Genomic DNA, 18,485 nt, shown 5'->3' with positions numbered 1-18,485 from the left:
CTAATTTAAAAATACTTTCACTTGATATTTTAGAATCTAGATGTTAACCAAATTATAAACCTAAACAAGCATCAATAACGGTGTGGAACTTTAATGAGCAAAATCGTATTTTTTTCTTGTTTATTTTTGATTAGCATTTCGCTGTTTGGGCAAGATATAAATGTTGCTGAAGTTCATTGTAATTATCGTAAAAATCCTATCGGGATTGATTTGCTTTCGCCAAACCTAAGTTGGAAATTAGAATCATCAAAACACAATGTGATGCAAACCGCTTATCAGGTTCTGGTTTCGAGCAGTAAAGCTAATTTAGATAACAACATTGGTGATGTTTGGGACAGTAAAAAAGTGAATTCATCTCAATCAATTCAAATAAAATATAACGGTGCAAAACTTCTATCTACTAAAACTTACTATTGGAAAGTTCGGGTTTGGGATAATTACAAAAATGAATCTGCCTGGAGCAAAAACGCTTTTTGGCAAATGGGTTTATTAAATGTTGAGGATTGGAAAGGTGCCAAATGGATTGCTTACGAAAAATTGGCCGATTCAAATGTAAATGCTCTTCCAACGGATGGTAAGAAAGATAAGTATAACGCAAATAATGTTTTACCAATGTTTCGCAAAGGATTTTCAATAACTAAAACGGTAAAAAAAGCCACGGCTTTTATTTCGGGTTTAGGGCATTTTGAAATGAGCTTGAACGGCGCAAAAGTTGGTGATGATTTTCTGGCTCCAGGCTGGACAAAATACGATACAGAAGCTTTGTATGTTACTTACGATTTAACGAAACAAGTAAAAAAGGGTGCAAATGCAATTGGCGTAATGCTTGGAAACGGGTTTTACTATGTTCCGCCAGTAAAAGATAGATATAGAAAATTGAAGGTGGCTTATGGTTACCCGAAAATGATTTGCAGAGTTTTGGTAGAGTATACCGATGGCACATCTGAAAATATCATCAGCAACCAGACTTGGAAGACAGATAAATCTCCCGTTACCTTTTCTAGCATTTATGGCGGTGAAGATTATAATGCAAATCTGGAACAAAAAGGATGGAATGAGGCAGGTTTTAATGATGGTAAATGGAAAGCTTCGTTAATTGTTGATGGACCAAAACTGAATGCGCAAAAGGAAGAGCCTGTAAAAGTTTTCGAAAATTTCTCGGCAAAAAATATTACAAGCACCGTTAATGGCGAATGGGTTTATGATTTGGGGCAAAATTCATCAGCCATAATTGAATTAAAAGTTCGTGGCAAAAAAGGCGATACGATTCGCATCACACCAGCCGAATTAATTAAAGAAGATGGCTCGGTTACGCAAAAAAATATTGGTGGTCCTTCTTATTTTACATACATTTTAAAAGGCGATGGTTTGGAAATCTGGCAACCAAAATTCTTTTATACAGGCTTTCGGTATTTACAGGTTAAAGGCGGTGTTCCTGTTGGAAAAGAAAATACTTCAGGCAAAGCCATAATTGAAAATTTAAAAGCCTTGCATATCAGAAATGCGGCAGAACAAGTTGGTCAATTTTCATCATCTAACGATTTATTTAACAAAACTTTTAAACTGATAGATTGGTCGATTAAAAGTAACATGGTGAGCGTTTTTACCGATTGTCCTCACCGTGAAAAATTGGGTTGGTTGGAGCAATTGCATTTAATGGGCAATTCTGTTGGTTATAATTACGATGCTGCACCACTGTTCAAAAAGGCTTTGCAGGATATGAAAAATTCGCAATTGTCGAATGGATTAATCCCTGAAATTGCACCAGAATATGTGAAATTTGAGTGGGGCGGAGATATGTTCCGCGATTCGCCTGAATGGGGAAGTAGTGGTATTTTGTTGCCTTGGTATTTGTATCAGTGGTATGGAGATAAACAGGCAATGGTGGATTATTACCCGATGATGCAGCGTTACATAAAGTATTTAGCCACTAAAGCAGATAACCACATTTTATCTCAAGGTTTAGGCGATTGGTATGATTTAGGTCCGAAACCTCCTGGCGTTTCTCAATTAACACCTATGGGGGTTACCGGTACGGCTATCTATTATTACGATTTAAAGATTTTAGAGAAAATGGCTACGCTTTTAGGTAAAAAAGCAGATGCAATTGCTTACTCAAATTTAGCAGTAGAAGTTAGAAAGTCGTTCAATAATAAGTTTTTCGATACTAAAACGAAGCAATATGCAACAGGTTCGCAGGCTGCAAATGCAATGGCAGTTTACATGGGCTTAGTTGAGGATAAAGATAAAAATGCGGTAATCGATAATTTAGTAAAAGATATTAGAGATAGAAAAAACAGCTTAACGGCTGGAGATATCGGCTACCGTTATGTGCTTCGTATTTTGGAAGATGCAGGCAAATCGGATGTGATTTTCGATATGAATAGTCGCTCGGATGTACCGGGTTACGGCATGCAAATTGCCAAAGGTGCAACGGCTTTAACCGAAAGTTGGGCAGCCCTTCCAACCGTTTCAAACAATCATTTTATGCTCGGGCACTTAATGGAATGGTTATACAGTGGTGTTGGCGGCATTCGTCAGACTGAAAATTCTATCGCTTTTAGCAACATAAAAATTGAACCTGAGGTAGTTGGCGATTTAACTTCTGCTGATGTAGGTTATAATTCATCTTATGGTGAGATTTCTTCTTCATGGAAAAAAACGACTAACAGTTTTGAGATTGAGGTAAAAATTCCTGTTAATACAAAGGCGGTGGTTTATCTTCCCGTTTCGGCTAATCAAAAAGTTAGTGAGGCAAACAACGCGGCTTTTCAAAACGTTGGTTCTGAAAATGGAAAAACAAAAATTTCAATCGGTTCGGGTACTTATAAATTTAATGTGAGGTAGATGAGAGCAATTTGGATATACCTATTTGTTGCGCTTTTAAGCTTTTCTGCATCTGCTCAAGAGATTAAAAATCCTGTTTCCCAAACTGAAATGGAAAAGATTTATGAGGAAGTAAAAACGCCTTATAAATATGGTTTGGTTATGGTTCCAGCCGATAAAGACCATAAAATGGATTGTCCGACTATTTTTAGAAAGGGCAAGGATTGGTACATGACTTATCTGATTTTCAGCGGTCGAGGTTATGAAACCTGGCTATCAAAAAGCAGCGATTTATTACACTGGGAAAATCTGGGCAAATTAATGTCGTTCGAAGATGCTGGTAAATGGGATGATAATCAAAAAGCGGGCTACAATGCACTTTTGGATACAAAATGGGGCGGAAGTTATGCAGCAAAATCTTTCAATGGAAAATATTGGATGTCGTATTTTGGTGGAAAAGAGAAGGGTTATGAAGTTGAACCATTGTCAATCGGGATGGCTTATACAACTCAACACCCATCAACTGTTCAGGAGTGGAGCAGGTTAGATAAACCAGTTTTAAGTTCTTTGGATAAAGATGTTCGTTGGTGGGAAAACCGAAATAAGCTTTTTAAAAGTACGGTAATTGAAGATAAAAAGAAGTTAACAGGGCATCGCTTTGTGATGTATTACAACGCCGTAGGCGATTCTTTAGCGAACAATAAAAAAACGCGTTGGTATGAAAGAATTGGTATGGCGGTTTCTGATGATATGATAAATTGGAAACGTTTTCAAACCGATCCAGTTGTTCATCATCCAGTCGGCATTACTGGCGATGCCGTGATTCAACAAATGGGTAAAAACTATGTGATGTTTTATTTCGGTGCTTTTTGGCAAGATAGAAAGAGTTCTTTTAATCGCTTTGCGGTTTCAAAAGATTTAGTAAACTGGACGGATTGGACAGGAGAAAACTTAATTGAATCATCAGAAAAATATGATGAGTTGTATGCGCATAAATCTTTTGTACTGAAATATAAGGGTGTGGTTTATCACTTTTATTGTGCGGTTAACAAGCAAGACCAACGCGGAATTGCTGTTGCAACATCAAAAGATTTAGGTAAAAGTAAAGTGAATTTTGTTGAATAATTAGAAATGAAGATGCGAAGTTGTTTTAAGATTTTAGTTTTTGTGATTGCTGGATTATCGGCTTCACGTCATTGCGAGGCAAAAGCTAAGTCGGCCGTCATTTTGACCGAAGCAAAGCGTAGAGGAGAAATCTTTGAACATGGTTTGAATACGAACGGAAAAGATTTCTCCTCTGCGGTCGAAATGACGGCAAATGTAATGCCCCGCACCCGAACAAGTTTCAACAAAGACTGGAAATTCTTCCTTGGCGACGAACCTGGTGCAAAATCTCCTGCATTTATCGATACAAAATGGAGAAAACTGACTTTGCCACACGATTGGAGCATTGAAGGAAAATTCGATGAGAAAAATCCTGCAAAACCAGAAGGTGGCGGTTTGCCAACAGGAATTGGTTGGTATAGAAAAGAATTTATCGCACCTGCAAATTTTGCCAATAGGTTAATTACTGTTGAATTTGATGGCGTTTATAAAAACTCAGAGGTTTGGATAAACGGAAAATATTTAGGTAAGCGTCCGTATGGATATTCTTCTTTTTCTTACGAGATAAGCAAGTATCTAAAAACTGGAAAAAATATTATCGCCGTTAAAGTTGATAATTCTTTACAACCAGACTCACGTTGGTATTCAGGTTCGGGGATTTATAGAAATGTGTGGTTAACTTCTACAGCTAAAATTGCAGTTGCACATTGGGGAACTTTCGTAAAATCCGATTTTTTTGAGGCAAATGCAAAAGACCCTCATTATTCGCAAGCTCATGCTGTTGTTGAAATAAATACAAAGATTATTAATAAAACTGGCAAGATGCAGTCGGCTGATGTGATTGAGAGCATTTATGACCCAAATGGTAAATTAGTAAACAATACAACTTATAAGGTTAAAAAATTAGCCAATGAACAGGATGTATTCAGCAAACTGCTTAGCTTAAATCATCCAATTCTTTGGTCTTTAGAAAATCCTAATCAATATAAATTAGTTACTCAGATTCTTCAAAATGGTAAGGTGATAGATTCTTACGAGACCAAGTTTGGTATTCGTTCTTTCAACTTTGATGCGCAAAAAGGCTTTTCGTTAAACGGAAAACCGATGAAAATTTATGGCGTTTGTTTGCACCACGATTTAGGCGCATTAGGTGCTGCGGTTAACATTCGGGCTATGGAACGCCAATTGGAAATTATGAAGGAAATGGGTGTGAATGCAATCCGTACCGCTCATAATTTACCTGCTCCAGAGTTTTTAGATTTATGCGATAAAATGGGCTTTTTAGTAATGGATGAAGCTTTTGACATGTGGGCGAAAAAGAAAAACAAAAACGATTACCATCTAAATTTCCCGGAATGGCATAAACGTGATTTGGAAGATATGGTTCTTCGCGATAGAAACCATCCATCAATTATTTTATGGAGCATTGGAAACGAAATTCGTGAGCAATTCGACAGTACAGGTATTGCACTTACAAAAGAATTGGTTGGCATCGTTAAAAAATTAGACGAGACTCGTCCAGTAATTTCTGCTTTAACGGAAACCGATTCTGCTAAAAACTTTATGTATCAGGCGAAAGCCTTAGATATTTATGGCTTAAATTATAACCACAAAAAATACGCTGATTTTCCTAAAAATTATCCTGGTGTGAAGTTCCTGGCTACAGAAACAACATCTGGTTTGCAAACAAGAGGTTTTTACGATACCGCCGATACCATTCGCCGTTGGCCGCGAGATGGCAAAACTAAATTTGTTGAAGGCAACAAAGAATGGTCTGCATCATCTTATGATAATGTTTCCGCCTATTGGGGTTCTACCCACGAAGAAACCTGGAAAGCGGCAAAAAAATACGACCATGTTTCGGGCTTATTCGTATGGACAGGTTTTGATTACCTAGGCGAACCTTTGCCTTATCCATGGCCAGCCAGAAGTTCATATTTCGGAATTGTCGATTTAGCGGGTTTTCCGAAGGATTCTTATTACATGTACCAAAGCGAGTGGACAAACAAACCTGTTTTACACATTTTACCGCACTGGAATTGGGAGCAGGGAAAATCAGTCGAGGTTTGGGCTTACTATAATAATGCCGATGAGGTTGAATTGTATCTAAACGGAAAGTCTTTAGGGAAAAAATCAAAGCAGAATGATGATTTACACGTGCTTTGGAATGTGAATTTTGAGCCTGGAACATTGAAAGCAGTATCCAGAAAAAATGGCAAAGAGGTTCTAGTTCGTGAAATAAAAACAGCTGCAGCTCCTGCAAAAATTGAACTGATTGCAGACAGAAAAAGTATTAAAGCAGATGGAAAAGATTTATCTTTTATCACCGCACGTATTTTAGATGCAGCAGGAAATGTTGTACCGAATGCCGATAATTTAGTCGATTTTAAAATTGAAGGTGATGGTTTTATTGCTGGTGTTGATAATGGTTTTCAAGCAAGTTTAGAGCCTTTCAAAGCCAATTACCGCAAAGCATTTCACGGTTTGTGTTTGGCTATTCTTCAATCAACAGAAAAAAGTGGAAATATTAAATTGACGGCAACATCTAACGGTTTGTCTTCTTCATCAATTACAATTAATACGGGTAAATGATGAAGAGACCTAATTATATAGAGATTGCTTCGTGCCTCGCAATGACATTCCCGTTGCCGTCATTGCGAGGAGGTACGACAAAGCAATCTTTTTGGAAAAATTTTCCAGCTTCGAAAAACTTAGATGTTCTTAAACATCTTAGATGGTTAGAATTAATATGTTTAACCTTGCTAGTAACTTCTGCCTCTGCCCAACTCGTTGATAAAACACCAACAGCCGTTCAAAAAGCATCTCAAATCTACAGCAAAGAACCTTGGGAAGACCAATTGGTTAGTGGAATAAATCGCGATGCATCTCGTGCAACGGCTTATTCTTTTACCAGCATAGCTGATGCAAAGAATGGCAATCGCGATAAATCAACTAGAATGATTTCCTTAAATGGCGATTGGGATTTTTCTTTTGCGATAAAACCTGCTGATGCACCAGCTGATTTTTATAAATCACGCGTTAGCGGATGGAAAAAGATAGAAGTACCATCAAATTGGGAAATGAAAGGTTACGACAAGCCGATTTACAAAAGTGCTGTTTATCCGTTTCGTCCGGTAAATCCGCCAAATCCACCGATGGATTATAACGGGGTGGGTAGTTATCAACGTACTTTTTCTATTCCTGAAAATTGGAAGGATATGAACATCACGCTGCATTTTGGTGGAGTAAGTTCGGGTTACAAAGTTTGGATAAATGGTAAATTTTTAGGTTATGCCGAAGATAGTTTTCTTTCATCTGAGTTTAACGTAACACCCTATTTGCAGGCAGGTGAAAATATTTTATCAGTTCAGGTTATGCGCTGGACGGACGGTAGCTTTCTCGAAGACCAAGACCATTGGCGTTTAAGTGGTATCCACAGAGAAGTGATACTTTTAGCAGAACCAAAACTTAGAATCGCCGATTTCTTTGTTCAAACGAAGTTGGATAAGGATTATAAAGATGCAACGCTAAGCATTCGTCCGCGAATAGAAAACCTGACTGGTAAAGAAGTTAAGGGCTACAAAATTAAGGCTTCGCTTTTTGATGAAAAAGGAAAAGAAGTTTTCGAAAATCCCTTAGAAAGAAGCGCTGAAAGCATTATTAACGAAATCTGGCCTCGATTAGATAATGTGAAGTTCGGTTTGCTTGAAACAAAAATTAAAAATCCATTAAAGTGGAGCGATGAAATTCCAAATCTTTACACACTTACTATTTCATTGGAAGATAGTTTAGGCAAAGTTTTAGAGGTGAAAAGCACAAAAGTTGGTTTCCGTAGTATCGAATTTTCTAAAACGAATGGAAAGCTTTTAATCAACGGAAAAGAAACTTATTTGTACGGCATAAATCGTCCAGACCATCATCCAACTAAAGGTAAAGCGTTAAATCGCGAAGATATTTTAGAAGATGTTTTAACCATAAAACGTTTCAATTTCAATTGCATTCGTACCAGCCATTATCCAATGGACCCATATTTATACGATTTATGTGATGAGTTTGGGATTTTAGTTATTGATGAAGCAAACCTCGAAACGCATGGTTTAGGCGGTAAATTAAGCAACGACCCAACCTGGACTTCTGCTTATTTAGAACGCGGCAGTAGAATGGTTATGCGTGATAAAAACCATCCAAGTATTATCATTTGGAGTTTAGGAAATGAATCGGGTAGTGGACCAAATCATGCTGCAATGGCCGCTTGGATTCACGATTTTGATATCACCAGACCAGTTCACTACGAGCCTGCAATGGGCAATCCACGTTTAGATGGTTACATGGACCCAAGCAATCCTGCATATTTAAAACCTAACGACCATTCGCACAGGTTGCAAAATCCTCAAGACCAACCTTACATTGATATTGTGAGCCGAATGTACCCAAGTATCTACACTCCAAAAATGCTTGCTGAGCAAAAAAATGGAGATAATAGACCGATTTTCTTTGTAGAATACGCACATGCAATGGGCAATTCGGTTGGAAATATGAAAGATTTTTGGGATGTTTTCCGTGCTACGCCACGAGTAATAGGTGGTGCAATCTGGGAATTTAAAGACCAGGGAATTTTACAAACAGATAGTGCAGGTAATAAATTTTACGCCTACGGCGGAGATTTTGGCGAGAAGTATTTCGATAACTTTACCATTAAAGGTGTTGTAAATTCTGATGGGAAACCAAAAGGCGCCATGTTCGAATGTAAACGTGTTTATCAAGGTGCAGAAAGCGAATTAAGTGACAAATCGAAAGCGATAATTAAAATTACAAATCGCCATGCGGTAAAAAACTTAAACGATTATACGGTTACGCTAATTGTTCGCAAAGATGGCGCAATTGTAAGTCAGAAAGTTTTGCCTCCAATTAATTTAGTTGCTGGCAACGATACTTTGTTAAACATTTCCAAGTATTTGCCAAAAATGGAATCGGGTTCTGAATACTTGGCTGATATTCATTTCACTTTGAGTAAGGATGAACTTTGGGCGAAGAAAGGTTTCGAAGTTGCTGCAAACCAATTTGCTTTAACAGGTTTGGCAGATGCTAAATCAGTTGATAAAATTGCTCAGCCAAAATATACAAGCAATGCAGATTCAGATATTTATTCAGGTCAGAATTTCGAAATCGGCATTAGCAAAAAGAATGGCGCACTGGTTTCTTACAAATGGAAAGGCGAGGAGCAAGTTTTAGCTCCATTACTGCCGAATTTTACTCGTCCGTTAACCGATAACGATAAACGCGGCTGGAAATCCAACAAAAAATTAAAACAGTGGTACGCTAAAGATTTGAAATTCATATCAAGCGCTACTGGAAAATTCGATGGTAAAAATGGTTCAGGACTATTAGTAACAAGCGAGTATAGATTGATTAACGATAGCGCAAAAGTTAACGTGAGTTATCAAATTTCTTCAGGCGGAACAATAAAAGTTGATTATGCTTTGGAAGTAAAGGCAGGTTTGCCAAATATTCCAAAAGTTGGGATGCAAATGGGCATTCTTCGCAAAAACGATAACATTTTCTGGTATGGTAAAGGGCCGATGGAGAATTACATCGATAAAAATTACGGTGCTGATGTTGCAATTTACAACGAGCCTATTAACGATTTTATGGAGCATTATGCGGTTCCGCAAGAAAATGGAAACCGTACCGATGTACGTTGGATGTATTTTTCTAATCCAACAAAAAAAAAGGGCTTAGTTTTCGTTGCAGATAGTTTGCTGAGTATGAGCGCTAGTAACTATACTGACGAAAATGTACAAACAGCAAAGCATACCAACAAATTAAAAGATGCAGATTTTTTAACCGTTAATGTTGATTTGATTCAAATGGGCGTCGGCGGAAATGATAGTTGGAGTGATGTTGCAGCGCCATTGCCGCAATATCAAATTCCATCGAAAAATTATAAATACAGCTTTTATCTTTTGCCTTTCGAGGGTAAAAAGGAAGAAGTTGGCAATAAAGTGAAACGAATAAAATTTTAGGTATTGTCATTCTGAGGAACGAAGAATCTGTGATTGATAAGAGATAAACTATGAAGAGGCTGTAACTTAAACAGAGCTCGTGTTGAATCGGTCAGGGATTATTCACTGCGTTCAGAATGACAGCAAAAATAAAAAAGGAAATTAAGTGGAGAAGACGATTAATTTAAAAGGAATAACATGGAACCACAGTCGTGGGCTTTTGCCAATGGTGGCAACAGCGCAGCGATTTTCTGAATTGTACCCAAATGTTAACATTACCTGGGAGAAAAGAAGTTTGCAGCAATTTGCCGATTTCTCTATTCAAGAATTAGCAGAGCGATTTGATTTGTTGGTAATCGACCATCCTTGGGCGGGTTTTGCGGCCAAAACAAAATCTATTGTTCCTTTGGATTTTTATCTTTCTGATGATTATTTAAAAGACCAGGAACGTAATTCTGTTGGTCAATCTTACGAAAGTTATTTTTACGATGAGCATTTATGGGCCTTGCCAATTGATGCAGCAACACCTGTGGCTTCATCACGACCAGATTTATTAGCAGAAAAAGCTTTACAATTACCTAAATCGTTCGAAGATTTATTAGCACTTGCCGATAAAGGTTTAGTCGCATTTGCTGGCATCCCGATAGATGTATTAATGAATTTTTATACACTTTGCTGCTCGTTAGGCGAAGACCCTTGCCAAAATGATGATGGGGTTGTTTCGCAAGAATTGGGGATTAAAGTATTGAAAATGTATCGTGAGTTAGCTTCCAAAATGGATAAAGCAAATTTCGATAGAAATCCAATTCAGGTTTATGAAGCAATGACTTTAACCGACGGAATTGCTTATTGTCCTTTTGCTTATGGCTACTCAAATTATTCAAGAAATGGTTACGCCCGTAAAGTTTTGCATTTCCACGATATGATTTCATTAGATGGGAAAACCAATTTAAGAAGCACTTTAGGTGGAACAGGTTTGGCGATTTCTTCAAAATGTGAAGAGCTTGATGTTGCGGCAAAATATGTAGAATTTGTAGGTTCACCTGCTTGTCAAGCCACGTTATTTTTCGAAAACGGCGGACAACCAGGGCATTTAACAGCTTGGAAAAATGACGAAGTAAATAGACAGAGCCAAAATTATTTTTCAAATACTTTACCTGCTTTACAGCGTGCTTTTCTTCGTCCGCGTTACCATGGTTCGATGTTTTTTCAAGACCATGCAGGCGATGTAGTTCGCGATTATTTAATGAATGGTGGAGATGAAATTCAGGTTTTAAATCGAATGAACGAATTATACCGCAAATCTAAAACTTTGGTATTATCATGAACAGACCGTTAGAAGGACTTTTAGTTTTAGAGTTTTGTCAGTTTCTGGCAGGTCCATCGGCTGGCTTAAAATTGGCCGATTTAGGCGCTCGTGTAATCAAAATCGAACGACCAAATACTGGCGATGCTTGTCGCCAATTATCCATAAAAAATCTTTTTGTTGATGAAGATAGTTTGCTTTTTCATACCATCAACCGCAACAAGGAAAGTTACGCTGCCGATTTAAAAAATCCTGAAGATTTAGAAAAGTTGAAGAAATTAATCAGCAAAGCTGATGTAATGACGCATAATTTCCGTCCAGGTGTAATGGAGAAAATTGGTTTGGATTACGAAAATGTTCAGCTAATCAACCCGAAAATTATTTATGGAATGGTTACAGGTTATGGAAACGAAGGGCCATGGCGCACTAAACCTGGTCAGGATTTATTGGTGCAGGCTGTTTCTGGTTTAACATTTTTATCAGGCCTCGATACCGATGGGCCCGTTCCTTTTGGGCTTTCAGTTTCTGATATTATGTGCGGAAACCATTTGGCGCAAGGCATTATGGCGGCTTTAATCAAAAGAGCAAAAACCAATAAAAGCGTTTTGGTTGAGGTGAGTTTGCTGGAATCTATTTTAGATGTTCAGTTCGAGGTGATTACCACTTACTTAAACGATGGCGGAAAACTTCCCGATAGAAGCGGAGCGAAAGGTAGCGCACATGCTTATCTAAGCGCACCTTACGGCATGTACGAAACAAATGATGGCTATATTGCAATGGCAATGGGAAATCTGCCAAACATTTGTGCAATCATCAATTGCGATATCAATGATTTATATGTTGAGGCAGGTTCTGCATTCGAAAATCGGGATAAATTGATTGTTCGTTTGGCGGAAACATTTAAGGAAAAAGACACAAAAGTTTGGGTTAATCTTTTAGAAAGTAATGGCATTTGGTGCGCTGAAGTATTAAATTATCAAGCGGCCACTGAGTTGAATACTTATAAAAATTTGCAAATTGAACAGAATTTAGCGCTTAGCGATGGAAGGTTGATAAAGACTACGGTTAGCCCAATTCGATTGGATAATGAGAAGTTGTTTGCGGCAAAAGCTGCACCGAAACTAGGTTTTAATACGGAAGAGATTAATGAGGAGTTTGAATTAACGTAAGTCCGTCATTGCGAAGAGGCAAGACAAAGCAATCTCATTTAAAAAATGCTTTATATAATTTAAAGTGAAAGAAGAGATTGCTTCGTTCCTCGCAATGACGAGGTGTAAATATAAAAAGTAAATGATTAGGAGCTTGAGTTAAGCTCCATGTCATGTTGAGCCTGTCGAAACGCATTAAAATGTTCTTCGACAAGCTCAGAATGACAAATAAAATCGGTCGTCATTTCGACTGGAGTGCAACGGAATGGAGAAATCTTTTAAAATAGCTTAAAAGTTCTCTCCGCTATGGTCGAGATGACGACCGCTCCAGCTTAAAAACGACATTTTTAATAAAATATAAAATTATGAGACCGCTTGAAGATTATTTAGTTATCGATTTCAGCCAGTTTCTTTCTGGGCCATCGGCGAGCTTGCGCTTAGCCGATATGGGTGCCCGTGTAATCAAAATTGAGCGTTTAGGTGTGGGCGATATTTGCCGTACGCTGTACACTTCAAACTTGATTATGAATGGCGAATCGTCGGTTTTTCATGCCATCAACAGAAATAAAGAGAGTTTTGAAGTTGATTTAAAAAATGAAGAAGATTGCGAAATGGTTCGCGAACTGCTAAAAAAAGCAGATGTCATGATTCATAATTTCCGTCCGGGTGTAATGGAGCGTTTAGGTTTCGATTATCAATCCGTAACGGCAATAAATCCATCAATTATTTATGGAGAGATTTCTGGTTATGGAACTGAGGGCGAATGGAGAAACAAACCTGGTCAGGATTTACTTCTACAATCTGTTACAGGCTTAACTTCGCTAACAGGAAATGCCGAAAGCGGTCCCGTTGCAATGGGTTTATCCATCGTAGATATGTTGGCTGGCGCACATTTAGCGCAAGGACTTTTAGCTTGTTTGTATCGCAAAGCGATAAATAATGAAGGAGGTTTTGTGCAAGTGAGTATGATGGAATCAGCATACGATTTTCAGTTTGAAACCATTACAACCTTTATGAACGATGGCGGTGCTTTGCCTGAACGTTCAAAAAACAACAACGCAAACGCTTATTTGGGTGCGCCTTATGGGATTTATCAAACAGAAAACGGATATTTAGCATTGGCGATGGGTTCGATTCCGCAACTTGGTAATTTATTAGGTTGCGAGAAATTGGAAGATTACCAGGAGCCAAGCGAAGCTTTTGATAAACGTGATGAAATCAAAGCAATTTTAGCTGACCATCTTTTAACTGAAACTACCGAAAAATGGCTTTCTATCTTAGAACCTGCAGATATTTGGTGTGCCGATGTATTAAATTGGAATGCTTTAATGGCTCACGATGGTTTTAAGGTTTTGAATATGATACAAGAAGTTGAAATGGTTGATGGTTACAAGTATGAAACCACCAGATGCCCGATTCGCATTGATGGAGAACGCTTAATATCATTCAAAGGTTCGCCAAAATTGGGTCAGGATAACGAAAAAATCATTAAAGAATTCATCACGCAGAATACCGTTGCAAATGCATAACCAAATAGAAACTTTCAGAATTGCGGTTCGCAAATTTGCGCCTTTTGAATCTGCCATGCAGAAATTCTGGGATAAATTTTGCGAGTTTTCTGGCTGTAAGTTAAAGTTGGAAATGGTCGTAATGGATTTGCATGAACTTTATGATAGTACCATCGCTCAGAAAGGTTTAGCAAACGGCAATTTCGATATTGCGCACATCAGCACCGATTGGATTCTGGAAGCTTATTCTAATCAGGATGTTGAAGTTTTAAATCCTTACATCAATAGAAATAAGCCACAAGATTTTCCGCAAGGATGGAGCAAATCTCTTTTAGGTTTGCAGCGATTCGGATGGGAAGTGGTGGGTTTTCCATTTCACGATGGCCCTGAATGCTTCATTTACAGAAAAGATTTATTTGAAAGTGAAACTGAAAAAGCAAATTATCTCGAGAAATTTGGAAAAACTTTAGAAATTCCAAAAACCTGGGAAGATTTTCATCAGGTGGCGCAGTTTTTTAATCGTCCTGCGGATAATTTATACGGAAGCATCTTTGCCTGTTACCCTGATGGACATAATGCCGTTTTCGATTTCTGCTTGCAACTGTGGACGAGAGGTGGAAGTTTGGTAGATAAAAATGGGTTGATTCAAATCAACACGCAAGAAGCTATTGATGGATTGGATTTCTACCGAACAATTGTAAATGATAAAACTGCTGTTCATCCGAAATCTTCTGAATTTGAATCTGTAGCCGCAGGAATGGCCTTCTCACAAGGCGAAGCTGCGATGATGATTAACTGGTTTGGCTTTGCGGCAATGTGCGAAGTGGATGGGAATTCAAAAGTTAAAGGTAAAATCGATGTGGATTTACTGCCATCTGTTTCAGGAAAAAGCTCAGCATCTTTAAATGTCTACTGGTTATATACCATCGCCAAAGGCAGCAAAAATAAAACCATTGCATACGATTTTCTTCGCTTTGCGTTGGCCGAAGAGCAAGACAAGCAACTTACTTTAGAGGGTGGAATTGGTTGCCGAATTTCGACATGGAAAGATGAAGAGATTAACAAAACTATACCGTACTACTATAAACTAGAACAGCTGCATGAAGTGGCTAGAACACTTCCTCAAAAACAAAATTGGGCTGACATTGCGGCAATAATTGATGAAATGGTTTTGCAGGCAATGAATACCGATACATCGAGCTCGGAATTAATTCAGCTAGCGCAAAACCAAATTAACGAAATTGATAAATGAGCATAGAAATAAAATATAAGCCCGAATTACCAGAAACGAAGCAGCTAATTATCATTATTGGAGCAGGCGGAATTGTTGCTGATGCACATCTTCCAGCCTATAAAATTGCAGGTTTTGAGGTTTTCGGAATTGTAAACAGAACCAAAGAAAGAGCGCAAAAACTGGCTAATACCTTTGGAATTCCGAACGTATTTAACACCGTTGCAGAAGCTGTAGCCAATGCGCCAAAAAATGCAGTGTATGATTTAACCACCATGCCTGCGCAATATATTGATGCATTAAATGAGTTGCCAAATGGTAGTGCGGTGTTGATTCAAAAACCAATGGGCGATGATTTTGCACAGGCAAATGAAATTTTGGAGTTATGCAGGGCGAAGAATTTAAAGGCAGCGATAAACTTTCAATTGCGTTTTGCGCCATTTGTTAGTGCAGCCAGATTTCTGATTGAAAAAGGGTTAATTGGCGAATTGTACGATATGGAAGTTCGGGTGACGATTAAAACACCTTGGGAGATTTTCCCGCATGTAATCATTCATCCACGTTTGGAAATTCAGTATCACAGTATTCATTATGTTGATTTGATTCGTTCATTTTTAGGAAATCCTCAAAGTGTTTTGGCGAAAACCTTGAAGCATCCTGCTAAAACTTTGTCATCATCCCGTTCTACGGTTTTATTCGATTATGGCGATACGATGCATGCGGTCATCAACACCAACCACGACCATGATTTCGGTCCAAACCACCAGGAAAGTTATATTAAATGGGAGGGAACGAAAGGTGCAATTGTAGCTAAAATTGGTTTGCTGATGGATTATCCGCATGGTGTGCCTGATGTTTTTGAATATTGTATTGTTGAAGAAGGGAAATCGCCTGAATGGCAAACGGTAAAATTAGAGGGTTCTTGGTTTCCAGAGGCTTTTATCGGTACAATGGCAAATTTAATGCGATACAATGAAGGAAGCGACAAAGTTCTCCATACAAGTGTTGAGGATGTGATACAAACGATGGCGGTTGTAGAAAGTGCTTATCAATCGAGTGATATTGGAGGGGTTAAGGTTGAAGGTTTTGGGTTAAAAAGTAAAAAGTAAAAAGTTTGAGCGCACATGCCATTTGCAAATTGAAAGGCCAGAGCACTAAAAATCGTTCTGCTTAAATCCAGCCTAACACCCCGTACGTACGGGATTCGGGATTCATTGTCAAAGCCACAGCATTGACTTCAATAGAAAAATTTTAAGCTGGGAGTTTTGTTTCTTTTGCGGTCAAAAGAAAAGAGCCCGTCTGGCTAAGACATAAAAAATAAATGGTTGCAAAATACCACGCTATAAAGAATTAAAATTATGTATTTCAAATCAACATTTTTTGAAGATTACCAATTACAAGATAAACGTGTAACCTTAGGTCGTACAATAACAGAAACAGATTTTGTTGTTCACGCTGGCCACACTGGTGATTTCTTTCCACATCACATGGATGCTGAATGGTGCGCAACGCAACCTTTCAAACAACGTATTGCTCACGGAACCATGATTTTTAGCATCGGAATTGGCTTAACCGCATCTGAAATTAATCCAGAAGCGATGTCGAAGGGCTATGATAAACTACGTTTCGTAAAACCAGTTTTCATTGGCGACACCATTCATTCTGAAATCACAATTTCTGAAAAAGGAGAGAGCAAAAGACCAGAATATGGAACTGTTACCGAACACGTAGAAATTATTAACCAGCACGGAGATGTTGTTTTAGTCTGCGACCATTTACTTGTAGTCAAGAAAAGTCATTAGTTCATCTGTTCAATCGTTCATTTGTCAAAATGCCTAATCGTACCAGTTAACAAAATGATTAACTAAGAAAGTCGCTAACAAATGAACTAATGACTAATGAACAATGATACCAATGAACCAATAACTAGTGAACTAATGAACCATCAAACCAAATAAAACCAAATAAAACCAAATATAATGAACCACAACACACAACCAGAAATCATTACCGAAGGCGACCCATCATCAGGGAAAAAGCTTTTATTGCCGTTTATACTTGTAATAAGTCTGTTTTTCCTTTGGGGGATGGCGCATAATTTAGATTCAATTCTAATTCCGCATTTGAAAAAAGCCTGTAACCTGAGCAATAGCCAATCTACACTGATTGATACTTCGGTTTTCCTGGCTTACTTTTTAATGGCTATCCCTGCGGGCGTACTTTTAAAGCGATTTGGGTATAAATCAACAATGATTACAGGTTTGTTGGCATTCGCTTTCGGAGCATTTTTATTCGTTCCTGCGGCAAATAATTTATCTTATATTACTTTTTTAATTGCGCTTTTCATTATTGGTTGTGGTTTAACTTTGTTAGAAACCTCTGCAAATCCTTATGCTGCAATATTAGGCAGTCCTGATAAAGCCGCATGGCGATTAAACCTTGCAGCAACATTTAATGGTTTAGCAGCACCTTTAGCAACGATTGTTGGTCGGTTTATACTTTCTGGTAAATCTCACACCAAGGAAGAATTAGCTGCAATGACGGAAACCGTTAGAAACAATTACTTCCTAACCGAAGCATCAACAGTAAAAACGCCCTACATCATTTTAGGAACTATCTTGGTTTTAGTGGCATTGTTATTCTATTTCATGAAACTTCCAGAGGTAAAAACAATGAGCAGAGATGGAATATCTCAAGGCAGTTTTTTAGGAGCATTGAAGCATAAACATTTACGTTGGGCAGTAATTGCGCAATTTTTCTATGTGGGCGCACAAGTTTGTGTAACCAGTTTTTTTATCAGAGCAGCACAACAGGCAGGAGGTTTCGACGAGTATACGGCATTGTATTATTTAGGTTTATATGGTACACTATTCTTAGTCGGCCGTTTTGTCGGTACAGCTTTATTACGATACATCGCATCAAACAAACTTTTGGCAATTTACGCTGTGATATGTGTTTTGTTAAGCATCATCGCGATAACTGGAACAGGAGTAGTGGTTGTTTACGCTTTGGGTGGATTAGGTTTCTTCATGTCAATCATGTTTCCAACCATTTTTGCTTTGGGTATTGATGGCATTGGCGATGATACTAAACCAGGTTCGTCGTGGCTAATTATGTCTATTGTCGGCGGCGCAATTTTACCTTATGCAATGGGTTCGCTAATCGATGCTTACGGAGATAACATACAAATCGGTTACAGCATCCCTTTGGTTTGTTATTTAATCATTCTTTTCTTCGGATTAAGGGGATACAAAATCGTTCACAAATAATTTAAATAACCACAAAGCCACGGAACGCATTAAGAAAAATTATATGGGTTATTTCGCAATCAACTTGGTGTTCTTTGTGACTTAGGGGTAA

11 protein-coding genes are annotated in these 18,485 nt (G+C 38.1%); all 11 read left to right on the top strand.

The genetic code is table 11. The features are described 5' to 3' along the window. The first annotated feature begins 93 nt into the window (after positions 1–93). The gene (locus tag ACO05K_RS08850) at positions 94–2,847 is read left to right on the top strand and encodes a family 78 glycoside hydrolase catalytic domain (RefSeq protein ID WP_421944081.1); all 2,754 of its coding nucleotides are present in this window, start codon (positions 94–96) and stop codon (positions 2,845–2,847) included. Next, on the top strand, positions 2,848–3,951 hold the full coding sequence (locus ACO05K_RS08845; protein ID WP_421944080.1) for a glycosylase: 1,104 nt from the start codon (positions 2,848–2,850) through the stop codon (positions 3,949–3,951). Positions 3,952–4,053: 102 nt separating this feature from the next. Continuing rightward, on the top strand, positions 4,054–6,522 hold the full coding sequence (locus tag ACO05K_RS08840; protein ID WP_421944079.1) for a glycoside hydrolase family 2 TIM barrel-domain containing protein: 2,469 nt from the start codon (positions 4,054–4,056) through the stop codon (positions 6,520–6,522). A 167-nt stretch (positions 6,523–6,689) separates the two neighbouring features. Further along, positions 6,690–9,953, top strand: a complete 3,264-nt coding sequence (locus tag ACO05K_RS08835; protein WP_421944078.1) for a glycoside hydrolase family 2 TIM barrel-domain containing protein — start codon at positions 6,690–6,692, stop codon at positions 9,951–9,953. A gap of 145 nt (positions 9,954–10,098) precedes the next feature. After that, on the top strand, positions 10,099–11,259 hold the full coding sequence (locus ACO05K_RS08830) for an ABC transporter substrate-binding protein (RefSeq protein WP_421944077.1): 1,161 nt from the start codon (positions 10,099–10,101) through the stop codon (positions 11,257–11,259). Continuing rightward, entirely contained in the window at positions 11,256–12,407 is a 1,152-nt protein-coding gene (locus tag ACO05K_RS08825; RefSeq protein WP_421944076.1) for a CaiB/BaiF CoA transferase family protein, read from the top strand. Before ACO05K_RS08830 ends, ACO05K_RS08825 begins: the two co-directional genes overlap by 4 nt. A gap of 344 nt (positions 12,408–12,751) precedes the next feature. Further along, on the top strand, positions 12,752–13,915 hold the full coding sequence (locus ACO05K_RS08820; protein ID WP_421944075.1) for a CaiB/BaiF CoA transferase family protein: 1,164 nt from the start codon (positions 12,752–12,754) through the stop codon (positions 13,913–13,915). Further along, positions 13,908–15,146: an extracellular solute-binding protein gene (locus ACO05K_RS08815; RefSeq protein WP_421944074.1), complete on the top strand. Its 1,239-nt coding sequence runs from the start codon at positions 13,908–13,910 to the stop codon at positions 15,144–15,146. Before ACO05K_RS08820 ends, ACO05K_RS08815 begins: the two co-directional genes overlap by 8 nt. After that, positions 15,143–16,234, top strand: coding sequence for a Gfo/Idh/MocA family protein (locus ACO05K_RS08810; RefSeq protein ID WP_421944073.1), 1,092 nt, complete (start codon positions 15,143–15,145; stop codon positions 16,232–16,234). The genes ACO05K_RS08815 and ACO05K_RS08810 overlap by 4 nt, the downstream gene beginning before the upstream one ends. A 249-nt stretch (positions 16,235–16,483) precedes the next feature. After that, on the top strand, positions 16,484–16,927 hold the full coding sequence (locus tag ACO05K_RS08805) for a MaoC/PaaZ C-terminal domain-containing protein (protein WP_421944072.1): 444 nt from the start codon (positions 16,484–16,486) through the stop codon (positions 16,925–16,927). Positions 16,928–17,104: 177 nt separating this feature from the next. Beyond that, positions 17,105–18,394 (top strand): L-fucose:H+ symporter permease, encoded by a 1,290-nt coding sequence (gene fucP, locus ACO05K_RS08800; protein ID WP_421944071.1) that lies wholly within the window; start codon positions 17,105–17,107, stop codon positions 18,392–18,394. Positions 18,395–18,485: the final 91 nt, after the last annotated feature.

This window comes from Pedobacter sp. (genome assembly GCF_965227205.1).
GTDB lineage: Bacteria > Bacteroidota > Bacteroidia > Sphingobacteriales > Sphingobacteriaceae > Pedobacter.
This window is presented reverse-complemented; position numbering and strand designations above follow the sequence as displayed.

Coding starts and splice junctions, on each gene's coding strand:
- ACO05K_RS08815 (WP_421944074.1), top strand. CDS start 13,908: ATGCATAACCAAATAGAAACTTTCAGAATTGCGGTTCGCAAATTTGCG.
- ACO05K_RS08805 (WP_421944072.1), top strand. CDS start 16,484: ATGTATTTCAAATCAACATTTTTTGAAGATTACCAATTACAAGATAAA.
- ACO05K_RS08810 (WP_421944073.1), top strand. CDS start 15,143: ATGAGCATAGAAATAAAATATAAGCCCGAATTACCAGAAACGAAGCAG.
- ACO05K_RS08845 (WP_421944080.1), top strand. CDS start 2,848: ATGAGAGCAATTTGGATATACCTATTTGTTGCGCTTTTAAGCTTTTCT.
- ACO05K_RS08850 (WP_421944081.1), top strand. CDS start 94: ATGAGCAAAATCGTATTTTTTTCTTGTTTATTTTTGATTAGCATTTCG.
- fucP (WP_421944071.1), top strand. CDS start 17,105: ATGAACCACAACACACAACCAGAAATCATTACCGAAGGCGACCCATCA.
- ACO05K_RS08820 (WP_421944075.1), top strand. CDS start 12,752: ATGAGACCGCTTGAAGATTATTTAGTTATCGATTTCAGCCAGTTTCTT.
- ACO05K_RS08825 (WP_421944076.1), top strand. CDS start 11,256: ATGAACAGACCGTTAGAAGGACTTTTAGTTTTAGAGTTTTGTCAGTTT.